Origin of the sequence: Krasilnikovia sp. MM14-A1259, assembly GCF_047159535.1 — a bacterium.
Taxonomy (GTDB): Bacteria; Actinomycetota; Actinomycetes; order Mycobacteriales; family Micromonosporaceae; genus Actinoplanes.
Genome location: NZ_BAAGAJ010000002.1, coordinates 5,337,659 through 5,355,367 on the forward strand (window position 1 = coordinate 5,337,659; position 17,709 = coordinate 5,355,367).

Below are 17,709 nucleotides of genomic sequence, written 5' to 3' on the forward strand. Positions count from 1 at the left end.
ACTCGTGACAGACTGCGCTCGATGCCGCTGCCGCCGTGGATAAGTGACCTGCCGGCGCTCGACCTGCTGCTCTCCGTCGCCGAGACGGGCAGCGTCGGGCGTGCGGCGCAGGCGCATGGAATCACCCAGCCCAGCGCCAGTGCCCGGCTGGCGAAGCTGGAGCGCCGGCTCGGCGTGTCCCTGTTGGTGCGGTCCCGGCGCGGGAGCCTCCTCACCCCCGCCGGCGAGGCGGTCGTTGCCTGGTCGCAGGGCGTCGTCGACGCCGCCCACACCCTCGCCGACGGCGTGCTGACGCTGCGCGCCGACCGGCAGGCGCGGCTGCGCATCTCGGCGAGCCTCACGGTGGCCGAGTACCTGTTGCCGGGCTGGCTGCTGAACCTGCGCCGTACGCATCCCGACCTGGACATCGCCGCCGATGTCGCGAACAGCCAGGGCGTCGTCGAGGCCGTGCGTTCGGGCACGGTGGACCTCGGTTTCGTGGAGTCGCCCGACATCCCCGCCGACCTGAGCGCCCGCATCGTCGGCGACGACCGGCTCGCGCTGGTCGTCGCCGCCGGCTATCCGCTGGCCGCGCAGGCGTGGCGCGAGCTGCGGCCGGCCGACCTCGCCGACCAGACGTTGCTGTTGCGGGAAGCGGGCTCCGGCACGCGTGACACGTTTCTGAACGCGCTGGAGCAGGCCCTCGGCTTCGCGCCGGCGTTGCCGCATGCCATCAGCCTCGGGTCGACCACGACGATCCTCGCCACGGTCCGCGCCCAGGGTGGCATCGGCGTCATCAGCGCCCGTGCCGCCGCATCGGCCGTTGCCGCGGGCGATCTGGTCGAGCTCCGGGTCGAAGGTCTTGCGTTGTCCCGTCCGTTGCACGCCCTCTGGATCGGCCGCACCCCGACAGCGATGGCGGCAGAACTGTTGGAGATCGCCGCCGCGCGGTGACCGTGCGCGCAGCCGGCGCCGCGAAGCGCTCAGCTTTGCACCAGCCCCGATGGCGTTCTCGGCCGCGCTGCAGTCGGCGTAGCCGGGCTCGATCGCGATCGTTGAATGTGATCTTAGGCTCTGCAAACGTGGTCGTCTGCTTTCATATCGGTCAATCGACGCGGTGACTGGCGACAGTGGTGTGTCATCCAGCCGCGCCTGCTGCTATGACTATGCGTCGGCGATCATTCGTCGCCGTCGACGTGGTTCGCACCGGGGGAAGGTCTTGCTTCGGCGCCGCAGCATGCTGACCCTCTCATTTGCTCGATCTCGGGAATGGGTGCCGTGAAGTCTTCGATGAACCCCGGGCGTCTGCGCTGGTTCGCGGGTGTGGCTGCCGTGCTGGCGGTTTTGGTGGCCGCGCCGAACACCGCGGTGGCCGCGCCGCGGGTGGTCGAGCCGCGGACGTGGAGCGTGCGGCAAGCGCTGCAACGGCCGCTGAGCGCGGACACCCCGTCCCCGACGGACACGCCGATCGATGATGCCGGGCTCGATCGCATGTTGGCCCAGGATCTGGCCGACTACGACGAGGATCCGAACGTCCGCGCGGCCGCGAAAGCGGCCCTGGACACCAACGATCCGGCGCAGATCCGCGACTTCCTGGACAACGGGCTCCCGGTCTACCGCCAGGCCGCCGCCGACAGGGCGAAGCAGGCCGCCGCCGACAACCGCGCCAAGGTGCAGCAGTGGGCGCAGAGCGGTGGCTCGGTCGTCAAACAGAAGGCCACGGCCGCGCTGGCGACCAACAACGACGCCAAGATAGCCGACTTCGTCGCGGTCGGGTACGCCGCCGCGAAGGCCGCCGACGACCAGGATGTCGTCAACGCCGCCGCACAGGCCAAGCTGATCCAGTCCCGGGTCGTCGACATCGTCGCCCACGGCGGCTACGAGGTGAAGTCCGCCGGGCAGGCCGCACTGGACAGCGAGGACCCGGCCGTCATCGCCGAGTTCTACAACACCGGCTACCAGGCTGCCAGCACCCGGGACACGCAGGCGCAGCAGCAGATCGACGCCGCGTTGGCCGCCCGGACGAAGGCGCTCGACGACCTGACGGCGACGGCGACCAAGGCCACGCAAGCCGCGGATGCCCGTACGAAAATCATCGCCGCGAGCGTGAGTGGCACGCAGTCCCTGACCATCGCGTCGAACTCTCTCGGCCTGATCAACAAGGACTCCAAGCAGGCCGACGCGATCTACACGGCGGACCTGCCGGTCCGCAAGTCCGGTGGTGCCACGCACACCGCGCAGATCAGCGCACTGCGGCTCGAGGCGTGCACCGAGTACTCGGCCGCGGCCCGCAACGCAGACCAGGTCACCGCGCAGGCCGGAGTGGCCGGCACCGCCGCCGACACACTGGTAGCGACCGGGCTCAGCCACGGCATCGAGTGGTCCAAGGTGCTCGGCGCCCAGTCCGACGCCGCCGTCGCCACCAAGCAGGCGGCCGAGACCGCATGCCGCGCCGCCGAGGCGACCGAGGCCGCGGCCAAGACCCTCGACGCCGACCACAACGCCACGGTCGATGCGAACAACGCGGTCAAGTACCGCCAGGCCGCCGAGCGCGAGCAGGCCATCGCGGAGAAGCTCGCCGATCATGCCGAGGCCATGGCCGCCGCGGCCCAGGCCGCCGCCGCGGACGCCCACGCCCAGCGGCTGCGCGCCGAGAAGGACGCGAACGACGCCCAGCAGCGCGCGGTCAACGCGCGCAGCGATTACCAGAAGGCGGCCGCGCAGCGCGACATCGCCCGTTCCCAGATGGGCGTCGCGATCGCCCAGCAGCAGGCCGCGCTCGCCGCCGCCCGCCGGGCCGTCACCCAGCAGAACAAGTCGGTCGAAGCCGGTCAGCACGCCCAGGACACCACCCGAAATGCGATCGACATCGGCAAGAACTACGAGGGGCTGGCGACCCAGGCGCAGGGCCTGATCGGCAAGGCGCAGAAGGCGGCCAAGGACTCCGACGAGGCGGCCATCCGGGCCGCGAACGCGGAGGCCGCCGCGATCGCCGCAGCCGGCACCACCGACGAGACCCGGCTCAAGGCGGACGCGGACATCGCCAAGGCGGACGCCGGCAAGGTGAAGGCCGCGTCCGACCAGGCCCACCGCGAGGCGGTCTCCGCGGCCGGGGCGGCCGGATCGGCCAAATCCGCGGCAACGGCGGCGGCCCAGGCCGCAGCGGCGGCACGCGCCGACGCGGCCGCCGCCGCGCATGAGGCCCAGATCGCCCACCAGGACGCTGTCGACGCGGCCAACGCGGCCAACAAGGCGATCAACGACGCGCAGAAGGCCAACGCGGACGCGCGTACCGCGGTGAACGACGCCCGGGCCGCGATCGCGCACGCCGCCGCCGGTCGCGCGGACGCCGAACTGACAATGGTGTTCGCGCAGGCCGCGGTGTTCCAGTCCGGTATCGCCTCGTTCCAGTCCCGGGTCGCCGACCGCGCGGCGCTGGATGCCCGGGTGGCTGCCGCCGGGATTGCGAACCCGGCCGCCAGCGCGATCGACGTCGCCTCGGCGTACGCCGACACCGACAGCGACGCGGCGATGGCCCTCGACATCGCCTCGAACGCGCTGCTGATCGGCGACGACCGCAGCGCGAGCGCACAGAAGCACGCGGACGACGCGCAGGCTGCCGCCGACCATGCCGCGGCGGAGGCGCTCAAGGCCGGCGAGCAGGTCAAGCCGGCGTACGTCGCGGCGCAGAAGGCGGCCGAGGCGGCGAACCGTGCGGTCAAGGCCAGCAAGGTCGCGATCGACGCGTCGAACGCCGCGGCCAAGGACGCGAACGCCACGGTGGTGTTCGCCCAGCAGGCGTACGCCGCCGACAGGGTCGCCACCTACTACTCGAAGCGCGCGCAGGCGATGGCGATCGAGGCCGGGCACGACGCGGCGGTCGCCCGGCAGGCCTCCAACAACGCGCAGGGTTATGCGCTGAAGGCCAAGAACGCCGACGACAGTGCGGCCTCCATCCTCAAGAAGGTCAACGCGTTGTCGACGTACGTCGACAACCTGTCGAAGTCCGTCACCGACAACGTCGGCCAGCTGACCCACCTCGCCGACACCCTGCAGGGCGTCGTCAAGCAGATCGACGACGCCGAGGCCAAGGCCAAGCAGAAGGGCTGGGACCAGTACCTCAAGGACCACACCGACAAGTGGCTCCAGGACCTGCCGATCCTCAGCGGCGCGATCGACGAGGTGATCAACCTCGCCTCCGGGATGTACACGCTGTTCAACTGCTCCACGGACGGTGACACCTCGGAGGCGTGCAAGGCGGTCGCCGAAGGCATGAAGGCGATCTACAACGACCCGGGTCTGCTGATCCACACCGACGTCTGGAAGGAAAACTGGCAGAAGGCGATGGGCATGACGCTCGTCGACATCGCCACCCTCGCACTCCCGGGCGTCGGCGAGGAGGCCGGCGCCGCCGACGGGGCGGCCGACGGCGTCGCGGCCGGCACCGCGAAGGGCGTGGCCCGGGACCTGGCCGCGGGCTCCGCGATCTGGGGCAGCGCGGGCATCCAACGGGCGCTGGCCTCGCTGGGTGCGATCGACACCGCGAAGATCATCGAGACCATGGCGGCAGCGCCGGGCAAGCTCACGTTCAGCGCCGAGGAAGTCGGCGCGATGGTCAAGGCCATCACCGTACGCGGCATCGAGACGGTCGAGCAGACGCTGAAGGACCTCGGCGAGAGCCCGGCGCTCCAGAAGCTCAAGGACCTCGTCGCGGGCTGCCTGACCGGCAACAGCTTCGCGGCCGGTACGCGGGTGCTGCTCGCCGACGGGACGAGCGAGCCGATCCAGCGGGTACGGGTGGGCGACCGGGTGCTCGCCACCGACCCGACCACCGGGGTCACCTCGGCACGGCGGGTCACCGCCCTGCACCGCAACACCGACGACAGACTCACCGACGTCTCACTGAACGGGCACCGGTCGATCCGCTCCACGCCCGGACACCCGTTCTGGGACGTGACCCGGGGTCAGTGGGCGGGTGCGAGCGACCTGCGGGCGGGCGATCGCCTGCGTACGCCGTGGAGCGTGTCCGTCGTCAGGGTCCGCCATGTCCACACGTTCGCCGGACACCAGGAGATGTACAACCTGACCGTCGCCGGCGTGCACACGTTCTACGTACTGGCCGGTGACCGGCCCGTGCTGGTGCACAACGACGAGTGCGACGTCCCGCTCTTCCGCGGCACCGACCCGGATTGGCCCGGCGGCCAGCAGGCACAGGCCTCCGGCATGCTGCCCACCTCCACCGACCCAGGGGTCGCGACGATCTTCGCCCTGCACTTCCAGACGTTCATGGCCGGGGCGGAGGCGGTGGTCCAGATCGCGTTGCCCGAGGCCCTGGAAGGTCTCGAAAAGTACGCGGGTTACGGGCTCAAGTCGGCCGAGGCGGAGGTCTTCGTCGAGGTCGGCGCGGAGGAGTTCGGTTCGCGGGCGTCCCTGACGATCACCGTGTCCACGGCCCGGCAGATACTCAAGGACATGGGCATCGAGCTGCCGACCCGCATCAAGCAGGCCGACCTGGACTTCTACCTGAACGAGGTCCCCAAGCTGACCGACGCGCAGATCGCGGAGTTTCTACGGAGGGCGGCCGGGCATGGAGTCAAATGAGGTTGTTCTGCGGATCAACGAGATCGACGGGAGCGGGCCTGAGGGCGCCGAGATGTTCGTGCGGTGTATGACGGGCGTGCTGAGGGTCGGCGCGACCGTGCATCTCACGGACGAGAAGCACGAGGTCGTCTCGGGTCCGCTCACCGTTGAGGAGCTCCGGCTCGGCGAGCACCCGAAGCTTTCCGTCGAGCTGGTGTCGCCGAGCACGTTCTGCAAGATGCGCCTGGCCGGAGACGTGGACCGGATCGGGCAGGCGGTCTGGGTGGTGGGCTGAGCACGCCACGACGATGAAGCGGCCCGGCTCATGACGAGCCGGGCCGCTTTCCGTATGTGGTAGGCGCGCTGCCGCTGCTGCAGGACTTGGGTGCCTCTGCCGTTTGTTACGCGTGGTGCTTCTTCGCGTGGTGGTTCTTCGCGTGGTGCCGCTTGCCGTGGTGGTTCTTCCCGGGGTGGTGCTTGGCGGGGTGCTGGTTGGTGTGGTGGTTCTTCGCATGGTGCTTCTTGTGGTGGTTCTTCGCGTGATGGCGCTTCGCGGGGTGCTTCTTGGCGTGGTGCTTCTTCTTGTTGTGGTGCTTCTTGTTGTGGTGCTTGGCGCGGTGATGGCGCTGGGACCGGCACACGCCGGTGACCTCCAGCGTGGTCGCCGTGTTCTCGGCGACGTCCTCGGGTGCGGCGCCCTCGGGCTCGATCACGGTGGACGCCGCGCGGAGCTTCCAGCCGGCCGGGAGGGTCAGCGCGGCTGCCTCGCGGTCCGATCCGAAGTCGGCTGTCATGGCGCCGTGCAGCCCCAGCTTGGGAAGCGCCTTGAGGCCCCGATGCTTGGCCAGGTCCGCCAGCTGGGTGTCACCGTTCGCCAGATGCTTGGCGATGTCCTTGAACTCGGGCTTCTTGGCAAGGTCACCCAGATTGCCGAGGGCGGTGTACTTCTGGGGGTGCTGGGGATCGAGGGCGGCCCAGCGGCCCACGGCGAGCTTCTTCTTGGCGCCCACGAACACGGCCGTGAAGACCTTGAACTTTCCGTCCACAGCGGTGTCGAACTTCCAGGTCTTGAACCCGGCCTTGGGTGCTTCGACGCCTGAGCAGTCGGCGCGGAGGTCCTTGGCGGCCACCGCGTGCGGCTTGTCGAGCGTCCCGACCAGGAATGCCGGCACCGCCACATCCGCGCCAGCCGCCGCGGATGCCGGTGCACTGAGACCCATGCCACCAGCTAAAGCGACACCTGTGGTTAACGCGAACGTGCCGAGACGGCCGATACCCATCGTTCCTCCGTGTAGTTGATCATCGCGAGCCGAGCAAATGTTGCAGAGGGGCAGGCGTGATGCAAGGGACGGTCACGGCCGGTGTGGCTTACGGACTGGACGAAGAGCGACAAGGTCCACTTCTTGCCCGGTGATCATCAGCACATCGACGAAACGTCACGCAGCGCAACCGTCCGCCCCATCACTCAAAGTGATCCACATGGTCGGCGCCGCGGTGGCCCGCACGAGGGCGTTGCACGCGCGTGGGCTGGCCGACGCCGGGATTACGCTGTCCACGTGCATGGCTATGTCGCTCGTACCCTGGCCGCCTACGAGCAGGACCCCGAGCGGTACGAGCGGGCGACCCGTGCCATGGACTCGGGGCAGGAGCTGGATCGATTCGTCGCGCTGCTGCCCGACCGGGCGGGTCCTGTCCTCGACGCGGGCTGCGCGTTCGGCCGGGACTCCGCATCGCTGGCCGCGCGCGGCGTCGACGTCGTCGGCGTCGATCTCACCCCGGCGTTCATCGCCCGAGCCCGGCAGTTGCATCCGGAACTGCGCTTCGGGGTCATGGACGTGTGCGAATTGGACTTTCCGGACGCCACGTTCGCCGGCGTGTGGTGCCAGGCGACGCTGCTGCATCTGGTCGACGAGCACGTGGCGCAGGCGCTCACGGAGTTCGGCCGGGTCCTACGGCCGGGCGGCGCCCTGTACGTCAGTTTCAAGGAGGGCGACGGCGAGGAGTTCGCCGTCGAGAGGTTCAGCAGCGACGGTGCCCGCTTCTTCCGGTACCAGAGCGTCGAACGGGTCCGCAGCCTGGTCGCCGAAGCGGGGCTCGACGTCGTCGAGGTCATCCGGCAGAACGAGCGTGACCGACACGGCGCCGCACACCGCGACATCACCTGGTTGCAGGCTTACGCCCATCGACCGGGCTGATTCTGCCCGCCGCAAGTTGACCGCGGCCCCTTGACTTTGACCTTGCGTCAAGGCGCACGGTAGTCGCATGGAGATCGCAAGGGGCACGTCCGGGCAGGCCGACCGGTTGTTGTCGATCGGGGAGTTCGCGCGGCGGTCCCGGCTGTCGCCACGTGCCCTTCGGCTGTACGACAGCCAGGGGATCCTGGTGCCGGCCGAGGTGGACGACGACACCGGTTACCGGCGGTACCGGGAGACCCAGCTCATGATGGCCCGGCTGGTGCTGCTGCTGCGTCGGCTGGACATGCCGCTGGCCCGGGTCGCGGAAGTGCTCGCGGTTTCCGGGGATCGGGCGGCTGACCTGGTTGCCTCGTACTGGGACGAGGTCGAGCGGCGGGCGGCGTCGCAGCGGGAACTGGCCCGGTACATCCAAGCCCAGTTGTCCGGCGATCGGCACGCTTCGGGGTTCGCCGTACCCCGGCTGCGCCACGTCGCCGAACAGAACTTCATCACGGAGAAGCGCCACTCCACCATCGGCGAGTTCGCCGCGGTGGCCGAGGAGAGCGTGCACCGGTTGATGGCGGCCGCAAGCCGTCATGGGGTCCCCGCCGGGAACGTCGTGTTCCTGTACCACGGCGAGATCAGCGAGGACAGCGACGGACCGGTGGAGTTCGGTCTGCCGGTGGACCCGGCGGCGGCGCTGCGGGCAGGCCTCACCACCCGGGTCGAACCGGCACACGACGAGTGGTACCTGCGGTTGACCAGGGCGCAGGCGGAATTCCCCCAGATCCTGACCGCCTATGACGCGGTCTTCGACCGGGTGGCCGAGAACGGCGACGAATGGATCGGTCCGCCGCGCGAGGTCTACCTCGGCTACTTCCCGGACGCGGCCCCGGACGAGGAGATCTGCGACGTCGCCCTGCCCGTCGCGGGCCACCGCGGCGCCGAAACGCCTGACGCTCCATGACCTGCCAGACCGACAACGACACGAAGGAGAGCCTGATGCAAGGCAAGCGTGAGTACATCAACAGTTCCGACGGCACCAAGATCGGCCTGCTCACCGAGGGTTCCGGCCCTCCGCTGCTGCTGGTGCACGGTGGAATGTGCCGCCTCGAACGCTGGGCGCCGTTGTGGCCGTACCTGACCGCCCGACATACGGTGACCGCGATGGACCGGCGTGGCCGCGGCAGCAGCGGCGACGCCGCTTCCTACCGCATCGAGGCCGAGTACGACGACGTCTGCGCCGTCGCCGATCATCTGAGCCGCCGCGCGGACGGGCCGATCGACGTTTTCGGCCACAGCTACGGCGCGGCGTGTTCGCTCGGCGCCGCGGCGCAGGGCGCGCCCGTCCGTCGCGTCGCACTGTACGAGCCGCCCGGTCCGCAGACGGTGCCCGTGGAGTGGGTGGAGCGCCTGCACGCATTCGTTGCCGCGGGAGAACTCGGCAAGGCGATCGGGAGCTTCCTCATCGAGATCATCGGGCTGCCCCGGGACCAGGTCATGGCGATGCGGGACACCCCCATGGCGTACGACCCGTTCCCGATCATGGCGAACACAATGCCTCGCGAGGCCGACTCCCTCACCACGCTCGACCTGGCCGCGCTCGCGGCCACGGTGACCCAGCCGGTCCTGCTGCTCCTCGGCGAGGACAGCCCGGCCTGGGCGCCGGAGATCACGCATCTGCTGCACGAGAAGCTGCCGGAATCCGCGATTGCCGGGCTCAAGGGTCAAGGACATGAGGCCGTCGACCTCGACCCCGGTGCGGTGGCCGATGCGCTGGGGGCGTTCTTCGCCAAAGTCTGACCCTGCCCGCATCACGAAATGCGACGAGCCCCGGGGACCGCCAGAGTCTGGCAGTCCCGGGGCTCGTCACGTTTTGGGCCTTGTTTCATGGCGTGAATGAAGAATTCGGGACATCGATATGCATCAGTAGAATCAGGCGGCCGGCCGGCGAGGGACCACCCAGCACACTGGAGGCACTCGATGCGCGTTCGCGTCCTGTTCCGACACGTCATCTCCGGGGTGGCGGCCCTCGCGGTGGCGGCCATGCTCAGCGATCCGGCTGTGCGGGCGCAGGCGAATGCCTCCGCCGACAGGGACGGCGTGGTGATCTCCGGGCAGGCGCGGTTCGAGGTGCTTTCCCCGACACTGATTCGCACGGAGTACGCCGGTGACTCGCACTTTGTGGACGCTGCGACCTTCAACGTGGTGAACCGTCAAGGTGCCAGGAGGTCACCTGTCCGGAGCCGCGTCGACGACGGCTGGCTGACCATCGACACCGGTGCCGTCACGCTGCGGTACGAGGTCGGCTCCGGGCCGTTCGGGGCGGACAACCTGACCGTCCGGCTCACGGCCGGCACGCAGCCCGTTCAGGCCGCGCCGTGGGCGGACCACGCCGCGCCCGCCTGTGCCCTCGGCACGTTGTGCGAGGCGGAGTCCGGCCGGCTGCTGGGTGTCGCCGTCGCCCGCGATCACGGCGGCTACACCGGTCAGGGCTTCGCCGCGGGGTTCGAGGCGCCCGGTGCCGCGACGTCCATCGCGGTGACCGTTCCGGAGACCGGCACCTATCAGTACGCCGCCCGGTACGCGAACTTCATCGGCGCCGACGGGCAGAACACCGCACGTAGCCTCACCGTGGCCGTCGACGGGGCCGCCGGATCGCAACTCGCCCTGCCCAGCACCGGATCCTGGGACACCTGGGCCGTCACCGGGACGCCGGTCACGCTCGCCGCCGGCCGGCACGAGATCACGCTACGGCGGGACCCGGCCGATTCCGGTCACGTCAACGTCGACAGCGTCGCTGTCCTGCGGCCCGGCGCGGCGTACCCGCAACCTGTCCCGCCGGAATCCGTACCGTGCGCATTCGGGTCGCTCTGCGAGGCCGACGCGGGCGCGCTGGCCGGCGGCGCGAAGTCGGCCGCCGACCACAACGGCTACTCCGGCGCCGGCTTCCTCGCCGGGCTGGAACGGGCCGGGGCGTCGGACGCGCTCACGGTGACCGGTGTCCCCGCGGCCGGCAGCTACCGGCTGCAGCTGCGCTACGCGAACGGCCGCGCCGGACAGCAGCCCATCCGGGCCCGCGACGTGACGGTCCAGGTCGGCGGGACCGCGCCCGTGACCGCCACGCTGGCACCGACCAGCGGCTGGGACTACTGGCGCACGGTGGCGGTGCCGGTCGCGCTGGCCGCCGGCACCAACACGGTACGGCTGGGCTGCCCCACCGACGACAGCTGCAACGTCGACATCGACACGGTGGCCGTCACCCGCCCCGACGCCCCGCTGCTCGCCCCGCACGCGCCGCTGGGCGGGTACCGCCGATCGCTCGACGGTGTCGACGGTTCCGCCGCGACCGCGCCCGGCATTCTCTACGCGGACGGCTGGTCACTGCTCGACGACACCGCGTCGGCCCTGTTCGACCCGGCCACGCGGACCGTCACGCCGCGGGCCGGACACACCGGCGGCTACCAGGACGGGTACGTCTTCGCGTACGGGCAGGACTACGCCCGGGCGCTGCGCGAACTCGGCACGCTCACCGGCCCCACCGCGCTGCTGCCCCGCTGGGCGTACGGGGTGTGGTATTCGGAGTACTACGACCACAGCGCGGCCGACTTCCAGCAGACCATCGTGCCCCGGTTCCGTGCCGAGGGCGTGCCGCTCGACGTCCTCGTCGTCGACACCGACTTCAAGAACGGCGACAAGTGGAACGGCTGGGACATCGACCCGGCCAGGTTCCCCGACCCGAAGGGTTTCCTCGACTGGGCGCACGCCGAAGGTCTGCACACCAGCCTGAACATCCACCCCAGCATCCGCGGCGCCGACCCTCGGTTCGCCGCCGCCCAGGCCACGGCGAAGGGCAAGCTCCTGCGGGCCGGCTGCAACAGCGGCCCCGACTGCTACGTGTTCGACTGGGGCGACGCGGACCAGCTCGCCGCGTACCTCGACCTGCACCGCTCCATGGCACCGCCGGGTGGCGTCGACTTCTGGTGGCTCGACTGGTGCTGCGACGCGAGCCGCTCCTCGCTGCCCGGCGTGACCCCCGACGCCTGGATCAACCTGCAGTACGCCGCCGAGAACGGCTTCGCGTTCTCCCGCGCGTACGGTTCCCTGCAGGCGGGTGGCTACAGCAGCCCGACCACCGTGCCGACCGGGCCGTGGGCCGACAAACGCACCACCCTGCACTTCACCGGCGACACGATCTCCGACTGGGAGACGCTGCGGTACGAGGTCGGCTACACGCCCGGCGAGTCCGCCGCGACCGGCCTGGCGGCCGTGAGCCACGACATCGGCGGTCACACGTTCGGGCTGCAGGAGCCCGGCACCGAGCCGGGCAGCACGAAACTGCCCGACGACCTGTACGCGCGCTGGGTCCAGCTGGGCACGTTCCAGCCCGTCGACCGGCTGCACTCCAACCACAGCGACCGCCTGCCCTGGCAGTACGGTCCGGCCGCGAAAGCCTCCGCCGTGAAGTTCCTGCGGCTGCGCGAGCAGTTGGTGCCGTACACGTACCGCGCCGCCGCCGAGGCCAGCCGGACGGGGCTGCCGATCACGCGGCCGATGTACGTCGCCTACCCGGACCAGCAGGAGGCGTACGCGAGCGCCGGAGCGCAGTACCTGTACGGCCCGGACCTCCTCGTGGCGCCCGCCACCGAGCCGGGTGCGAGCGCCACCACCACGGTGTGGTTCCCGCCGGGCAGCACCTGGATCGACTACTTCACCGGCGAGACGTACCAGGGCGGCACGACCCGGCAGGTCACCACCACGCTGGACACGATGCCGGTGTTCCAGCGCGCAGGAGGCTGGTGACCACTCGCACCGGCGACGCGCAGGGGCCGGCGACCGTGGCCGTGGGCGGAAACGGGGTTGCGCCTCCCGGATGCTGCGGGCATCATCGCCGGATGATTTTCGACCGAAAGGGCGACCACGCCCTCGCGCGATGACCGCGCCGACGCGGCGCAAGGACGCCGCGGTTCCTACGTTCCCCGGGCACGACCCGAGTTCCGCGGATCTGTGGCGTAAGGCCACCGGGATCCGGCAGGAGTGGCTTGACCACGGCCTGTCCACCCAGCCCGCCGACCGGTCGGCCGCGGAACGCAGCCTGACCGCAATCTACGCGCGGCTGCTTCGTCCGCAGCCGCGCTTCGCGTGGGTCGACTCACCCGCGGAGGCGTTGCCCCTCATCGCCGGCCTGCCCACGCTCGACGCGCTCCACGATTGGATCCGCGAACCGCGCCCGCCGGGAACACCACCGCTGGCCAGTGACTTGGCCATGACGTCCGCCCAGCTGCGCGGCGCACTGAGCGCGGGGGTGTCCCACACCGATCCGGAGTTGTCCGCGGTACGGCGGGGCAAGACCAGGGAGCCCTGGCCGGACCTGCCGCCGCTGGACGCGCTCCGCCTCGGGGTGCCGTTGGGCGTCACGCTGCACCGGGCGGTCCGCGGCGCACTGCACCGGACCCTCGTGCACGGGTTCGCGCTGCCCGTACGGTCCGCGCTGGCCGACGCCGGCCCGGTGCCGGTGTGCTGGTACGGCCAGCAGGACGCGTCCTGGGTCGCCTACTACGACGTGCTGCACCGCCTCGGGCTGGCCCGGTACGGGCCGGACGAACGCGACCACCTCGCGGACTGGGCGACGCTGGTGCGTTCCTGCGGCTGGTGGTGGCCGGGCGAGGACGTGTGCGTGGTGGTGGAACGGCCGGAGACGGTCAGCACCGCACCCGTTCCCGGGGCCCGGCACGACGAGGTCCGCCTCCAGCAGCGCGGTGTGCGCTACCGCGACGGCTGGCACCCGCGGATCACCTGACCCGCGAACCCCGCACCGGCGGCCACCACCAATGGGTGGTGGCCGCCGGGCGGTCACCACCACCCAGGCCGCCGGGTACGGCCATCGATCGCGGCAAATCTGGGTGGCTCATACCCATGTCCGGCCGGCGGCACGACGGCAGGCTCTTCCCATCGGCAGGCGGTGCGGTGCCCGGCAGGGCCGCCACCGGAGACCGCTCAGCATGAGGGAGGCGCGAGATGTCCAGCAGACGGTGTGACCCGGTGCGCACGGCCGGGGCTGTCCGACGGACCGATCAGGCGCCGGCGTCCGTGCGGGGGACGCGATGAACGCGCCCGAACGGCCGTCCAACGTCATCTGGGACGTCACGTACGCATGCCCGCTGCGCTGCGTGCACTGCTACTCGGAGTCCGGGCGGCGCCCGGGACGGCAGCTCGACCGCGACGGCATGCTGCGGGTGGCCGACGCGATCGTCGAGCTGCAGCCCGAGGGCGTGGCCCTGGCCGGCGGCGAACCGCTGGTGGTACGCGACATCTTCGACGTCGCCGCCCGGATCTCCGGCGCGGGCATTCCCGTCGTCCTCTACACCGGCGGATGGAATCTGACCGCGCCGATGGTCGAGCGGGCCGGCGAGGTGCTCGCCCAGGTCATCGTGAGCCTCGACGGCGCCACCGCCGGCGTGCACGACCGGATCCGGGGGCGGGCCGGGTCGTTCGACGCGGCTGTCCGGGCGCTCACGCTGCTCGACGACGCGGCCGGCCAGGCCCGCGCGGGGGACGCCCGGGCGCTGCCGTTCGGGATCGACTGTGTCGTCGTACGCAGCAACCTGCACGAGATCGAGGACATGTGCCGGCTCGCGGGGCGTTTCCCGTCGCTCGGTGCGCTGTCGTTCGCCCCGGCCGTACCGGCGGGGCTGGCCAGCCGACCCGGCTTCGTCGCACATGAACTGCTCTCCGACGAGCAGGCCGACGTGTTCGCCGACCCGGCCGAGCGGCTTCGACTGCAGACGCTCGTACCGGCCTCGGTGCAGGTGTCGTGCACCGACAACCGGTTCCTGCAGATGCACCCCGACCTGATCGCGCAGGGAGTCGTCTTCCCCGTGATGCAGGTGGAGCCGGACGGTGCCGTGCGCGGCCTGCCCATCTACGAGGGCACCGTCGGTGACCTGCGCAGCGACCCACCCCTGCAGGTGTGGCAGCGCGCGGTCGCCAGGTGGAGCGACCCCTTCATCACCGAGACGCTGCGGCCCGCCCGCACGTTCGCCCAGTGGGCCGAGGCCACCCGGAGCATCGACCTGCATTTCGGCTCCGCCGAGGTGCGGGCCCGCATCGAGCGCAGGCCCGCGCTGACGGTCGCCCACGCATCCGGAACGGGACGGTGACGGTCATGGACGAGAAGATCCTGCAGGATTGCGTACGGTCGGTGCTCGGCCGGCACGGCGACGACTGGCGCGTGGAGCCGGGCGACATGTGGTGCTACGTGCACCCCGGCGCCGAGCGCGCCCGGGTGCAGGGCTGGAAGCTGCACGTGTCGGCGACCGTGTTGTCGGCTCCGCTGGTGCTGTCCGCATGCGCCGAGATCCTGGCCCGGCACCGGTGTGCGTTCAAGTTCGCCGCCACGCTGCGCCGGGTCCGTGAACTGGGTTCGCGGCAGGTGGCGCGCGGGGGCGGCGGGAAGTTCATCACCGCGTACCCGGAATGCGGCAACCACGAGCTGCGGGCGCTCGCGGACGAACTGGACCGGGCGACCGCGCTGCTGCCCGGGCCGTCGATCCTGTCCGACCGCCCGGTACGCCCGGGCAGCCGCGTGCACTACCGCTTCGGCGCGCACACCGGCGTACCGATGCTCGGCAACGACGGCGTCTACGAGGCGATGCTCGTCGCCCCGGACGGCCGGTTGGTCAGCGACCGGCGCAAGGCGTGGTTCAGCCCGCCGGCCTGGGCGCCCCGCGACCCGTTCGCCGCCCGGCCGTCCGCCGCACCGGCGAGCCCGGCCAAGGCGGCGCCGAAGGCGGTCCTGCTCGACGGCCGGTACGTAGTCCGTGAGGTGATCCGGCACGCGTTCACCGGCAGCGTGTACCGGGCCACCGACCAGCAGACCGGTGCCGAGGTGATCGTCAAGCAGGCCCGCCCGCACACCGGGACCGACCTGACCGGCCGCGACGCCCGCGACATCCGCCGCCACGAGGCCGCGATGCTGGACCGGTTCGCCGGTTCCGGTCTCACCCCGCGCCCGGTGGCGCTGTTCGAACAGCAGGGTGACCTGTTCCTGGTGCAGGAGGCCGTTTCCGGCTGCACGCTGCGGCAGTGGGCGTCGCGCAACGTCGTCGTCGGCGACGACGCGGGGTGGGGACCGCCGGGTGAGCAGGCCGCGCGCCTGGCGTCCGGCCTCGTCGACCTGCTCGCCGCGGTGCACGCCGAGGGCCTGGTGGTGCAGGACTTCGGTCCCAACAACGTGATGGTCACCGACGACGGGGACCTGCGCCTGATCGACCTGGAGACGCTGGCGCGGCCCGGCGACCAGGTGGCCCGGGCGTACACCCCCGGGTACGCGGCACCCGAGCTGGTCAGCGCGCCGGACGTCGGGCCCGCCCCGCAGCCCGCGGCGGACCTGTACAGCCTCGGCGCCACGCTTTTCCACCTGGTCAGCGGCGTCGACCCGATACTCCCCGACGACGGGGTGCCCGCCCGCCCGGCACAGCAGCGGATCGCGCGCTGGATGGCGCACTTTGCGGTCGGCAACGAGCCCGCGCGCCAGGTGGCCGGCGTCGTCGTCGCCTTGCTCGACGTGGACCCGGCTCGCCGCCCGGGCCTGGACGAGGTCCGCGATCAGCTGCGTCGGGCCGATCGGCCCGAGCCGTTCGCCGAGCCGTGCGCGCCGCAGCAGCCGGAGCCGTCAGACGGGCGGCACGCGCCGGAGCAGACCGCGACCGACCTGCTGCCCGACGGCCGGCTGCCGGACGATCTCGCCGACCGGATGATCGCCGACGGGATCGACCACCTGCTGGCCACGATGCGCCCGGACGCCGACGACCGGCTCTGGCCGTGCGGGGCCTCGGGGACCACCACGGACCCGTTCAACGTGCAGCACGGCGCCGCGGGCATCCTTGCCGTGCTGACCCGGGCCGCGCAACAACAGCCGGATTCCCGGCTGACCGACGCGGTGGCCACGGCCGCGGCGTGGATCGCCCGGCGGGTGGATCGCGAGCCGCGGATCCTGCCCGGGCTCTACTTCGGACGGGCCGGTACGGCCTGGGCGCTGCTCGACGCAGGGCGGTTGCTGGGCGACGACACCCTCGTCGACCTGGCCGTCGACCTGGCCCTGCAGCTTCCGTTGCGCTGGCCGAACCCGGACGTCTGCCACGGCACCGCCGGGGCCGGGCTGACCCAGCTCCGGTTCTGGGAGCACACCGGGCGCATCGACTTCCTCGACCGGGCCCGCGGTGCCGCCGACGCCGTGGCCGACGCGGCCCGCCGACGCGGCGCGCTGGTGGACTGGCCGATTCCCGCGGACTTCCCGTCCGAGCTGGCCGGTCTGGCCCACTACGGCTTCGCCCACGGCATCGCCGGTGTCGCCGCGTTCCTGCTGGCCGCCGGACGGGCCACCGGCACGTCCCGGTATCTCACGCTGGCGGACACGGGGGCCGCCACGTTGGAGGCGGCCGTCCAGCTCGACCGCGGCGGCGCGTACTGGACGAGCGGGGCCGACACCGGGGTCCGCAAGACGCACTGGTGCAGCGGCTCGTCCGGCATCGGCACGTTCCTCACGCAGATGTGGCGGGAGACCGGCACGGCCAGTTACGGCGAGCTGGCCGCGCAGGCCGCGGTCGCGGTACGCCGTTCCCGCTGGCACGCCGGGCCGTCGCAGTGCCACGGGCTCGCCGGGGACGCCGAGTTCCTGCTGGACCTCGCGGACGCCTCCGGGGAACGCCGGTACCGCGAATGGGCGCGGGAGCTCGCCGGTGCCGTCCAGCTCCGCCACGCGGTACGCGACGGCCGGATGCTCGCACCGGACGAGACCGCCACCGATGTGGTGCCGGACTACAACACCGGCCTCAGCGGCGTACTGGCCATGCTGCTGCGGCTGCGCGGCGGAACCCGCCGGATGTGGCTGCCCGCCGCGTTCACCGGTCACGGCCGGCGGCAGGCGCCGCAGCAGATCCCGGCGGCCGCGTGACGGCCGCCCCACCGACCCGCA

General features: G+C 71.5%; 11 protein-coding genes. 10 read left to right on the top strand and 1 reads right to left on the bottom strand.

The genetic code is table 11. The annotated features are described in order from the left end of the window. Nucleotides 1-21 precede the first annotated feature (21 nt). From ACMCNK_RS24190 to ACMCNK_RS24200, 3 genes are all read left to right on the top strand, one after another. Nucleotides 22-933 (top strand): LysR substrate-binding domain-containing protein, encoded by a 912-nt coding sequence (locus ACMCNK_RS24190; protein ID WP_412738654.1) that lies wholly within the window; start codon nt 22-24, stop codon nt 931-933. Nucleotides 934-1,269: 336 nt separating this feature from the next. Continuing rightward, complete coding sequence (locus tag ACMCNK_RS24195) at nt 1,270-5,580, top strand: Hint domain-containing protein (protein ID WP_412738655.1); 4,311 nt, start codon at nt 1,270-1,272, stop codon at nt 5,578-5,580. A 67-nt stretch (nt 5,581-5,647) separates the two neighbouring features. Continuing rightward, nucleotides 5,648-5,854, top strand: coding sequence for a hypothetical protein (locus ACMCNK_RS24200; protein ID WP_412738656.1), 207 nt, complete (start codon nt 5,648-5,650; stop codon nt 5,852-5,854). 106 nt (nt 5,855-5,960) lie between these two features. Here ACMCNK_RS24200 and ACMCNK_RS24205 read toward each other — a convergent pair whose 3' ends face one another. Further along, a complete protein-coding gene (locus ACMCNK_RS24205; RefSeq protein WP_412738657.1) occupies nt 5,961-6,779 on the bottom strand; it encodes a hypothetical protein in 819 nt (272 codons plus the stop codon). A 336-nt stretch (nt 6,780-7,115) separates the two neighbouring features. Here ACMCNK_RS24205 and ACMCNK_RS24210 point away from each other — a divergent pair, with 336 nt between their 5' ends. The 7 genes from ACMCNK_RS24210 (at nt 7,116) to lanL (ending at nt 17,688) form a co-directional block, all read left to right on the top strand. Next, complete coding sequence (locus ACMCNK_RS24210; RefSeq protein ID WP_412738658.1) at nt 7,116-7,754, top strand: class I SAM-dependent methyltransferase; 639 nt, start codon at nt 7,116-7,118, stop codon at nt 7,752-7,754. Between the two features lie 67 nt (nt 7,755-7,821). Further along, nucleotides 7,822-8,700: a MerR family transcriptional regulator gene (locus tag ACMCNK_RS24215; protein ID WP_412738659.1), complete on the top strand. Its 879-nt coding sequence runs from the start codon at nt 7,822-7,824 to the stop codon at nt 8,698-8,700. A 35-nt stretch (nt 8,701-8,735) separates the two neighbouring features. Further along, the gene (locus ACMCNK_RS24220) at nt 8,736-9,536 is read left to right on the top strand and encodes an alpha/beta fold hydrolase (RefSeq protein ID WP_412738660.1); all 801 of its coding nucleotides are present in this window, start codon (nt 8,736-8,738) and stop codon (nt 9,534-9,536) included. 180 nt (nt 9,537-9,716) lie between these two features. Next, nucleotides 9,717-12,536: a TIM-barrel domain-containing protein gene (locus ACMCNK_RS24225; RefSeq protein ID WP_412738661.1), complete on the top strand. Its 2,820-nt coding sequence runs from the start codon at nt 9,717-9,719 to the stop codon at nt 12,534-12,536. 130 nt (nt 12,537-12,666) lie between these two features. Next, nucleotides 12,667-13,533, top strand: a complete 867-nt coding sequence (locus ACMCNK_RS24230) for a DUF6745 domain-containing protein (protein ID WP_412738662.1) — start codon at nt 12,667-12,669, stop codon at nt 13,531-13,533. Between the two features lie 304 nt (nt 13,534-13,837). Continuing rightward, the gene (locus ACMCNK_RS24235; RefSeq protein WP_412738663.1) at nt 13,838-14,893 is read left to right on the top strand and encodes a radical SAM protein; all 1,056 of its coding nucleotides are present in this window, start codon (nt 13,838-13,840) and stop codon (nt 14,891-14,893) included. Between the two features lie 5 nt (nt 14,894-14,898). Further along, complete coding sequence (lanL, locus tag ACMCNK_RS24240; protein WP_412738664.1) at nt 14,899-17,688, top strand: class IV lanthionine synthetase LanL; 2,790 nt, start codon at nt 14,899-14,901, stop codon at nt 17,686-17,688. Nucleotides 17,689-17,709 lie beyond the last annotated feature (21 nt).

What these genes read in the sequence shown, in the direction of transcription:
- ACMCNK_RS24235 (WP_412738663.1), top strand. Translation starts at nt 13,838, where the DNA reads ATGAACGCGCCCGAACGGCCGTCCAACGTCATCTGGGACGTCACGTAC.
- ACMCNK_RS24230 (WP_412738662.1), top strand. Translation starts at nt 12,667, where the DNA reads ATGACCGCGCCGACGCGGCGCAAGGACGCCGCGGTTCCTACGTTCCCC.
- ACMCNK_RS24220 (WP_412738660.1), top strand. Translation starts at nt 8,736, where the DNA reads ATGCAAGGCAAGCGTGAGTACATCAACAGTTCCGACGGCACCAAGATC.
- ACMCNK_RS24205 (WP_412738657.1), bottom strand. Translation starts at nt 6,779, where the DNA reads ATGGGTCTCAGTGCACCGGCATCCGCGGCGGCTGGCGCGGATGTGGCG.
- ACMCNK_RS24215 (WP_412738659.1), top strand. Translation starts at nt 7,822, where the DNA reads ATGGAGATCGCAAGGGGCACGTCCGGGCAGGCCGACCGGTTGTTGTCG.
- ACMCNK_RS24190 (WP_412738654.1), top strand. Translation starts at nt 22, where the DNA reads ATGCCGCTGCCGCCGTGGATAAGTGACCTGCCGGCGCTCGACCTGCTG.
- lanL (WP_412738664.1), top strand. Translation starts at nt 14,899, where the DNA reads ATGGACGAGAAGATCCTGCAGGATTGCGTACGGTCGGTGCTCGGCCGG.
- ACMCNK_RS24195 (WP_412738655.1), top strand. Translation starts at nt 1,270, where the DNA reads ATGAACCCCGGGCGTCTGCGCTGGTTCGCGGGTGTGGCTGCCGTGCTG.
- ACMCNK_RS24200 (WP_412738656.1), top strand. Translation starts at nt 5,648, where the DNA reads ATGACGGGCGTGCTGAGGGTCGGCGCGACCGTGCATCTCACGGACGAG.
- ACMCNK_RS24225 (WP_412738661.1), top strand. Translation starts at nt 9,717, where the DNA reads ATGCGCGTTCGCGTCCTGTTCCGACACGTCATCTCCGGGGTGGCGGCC.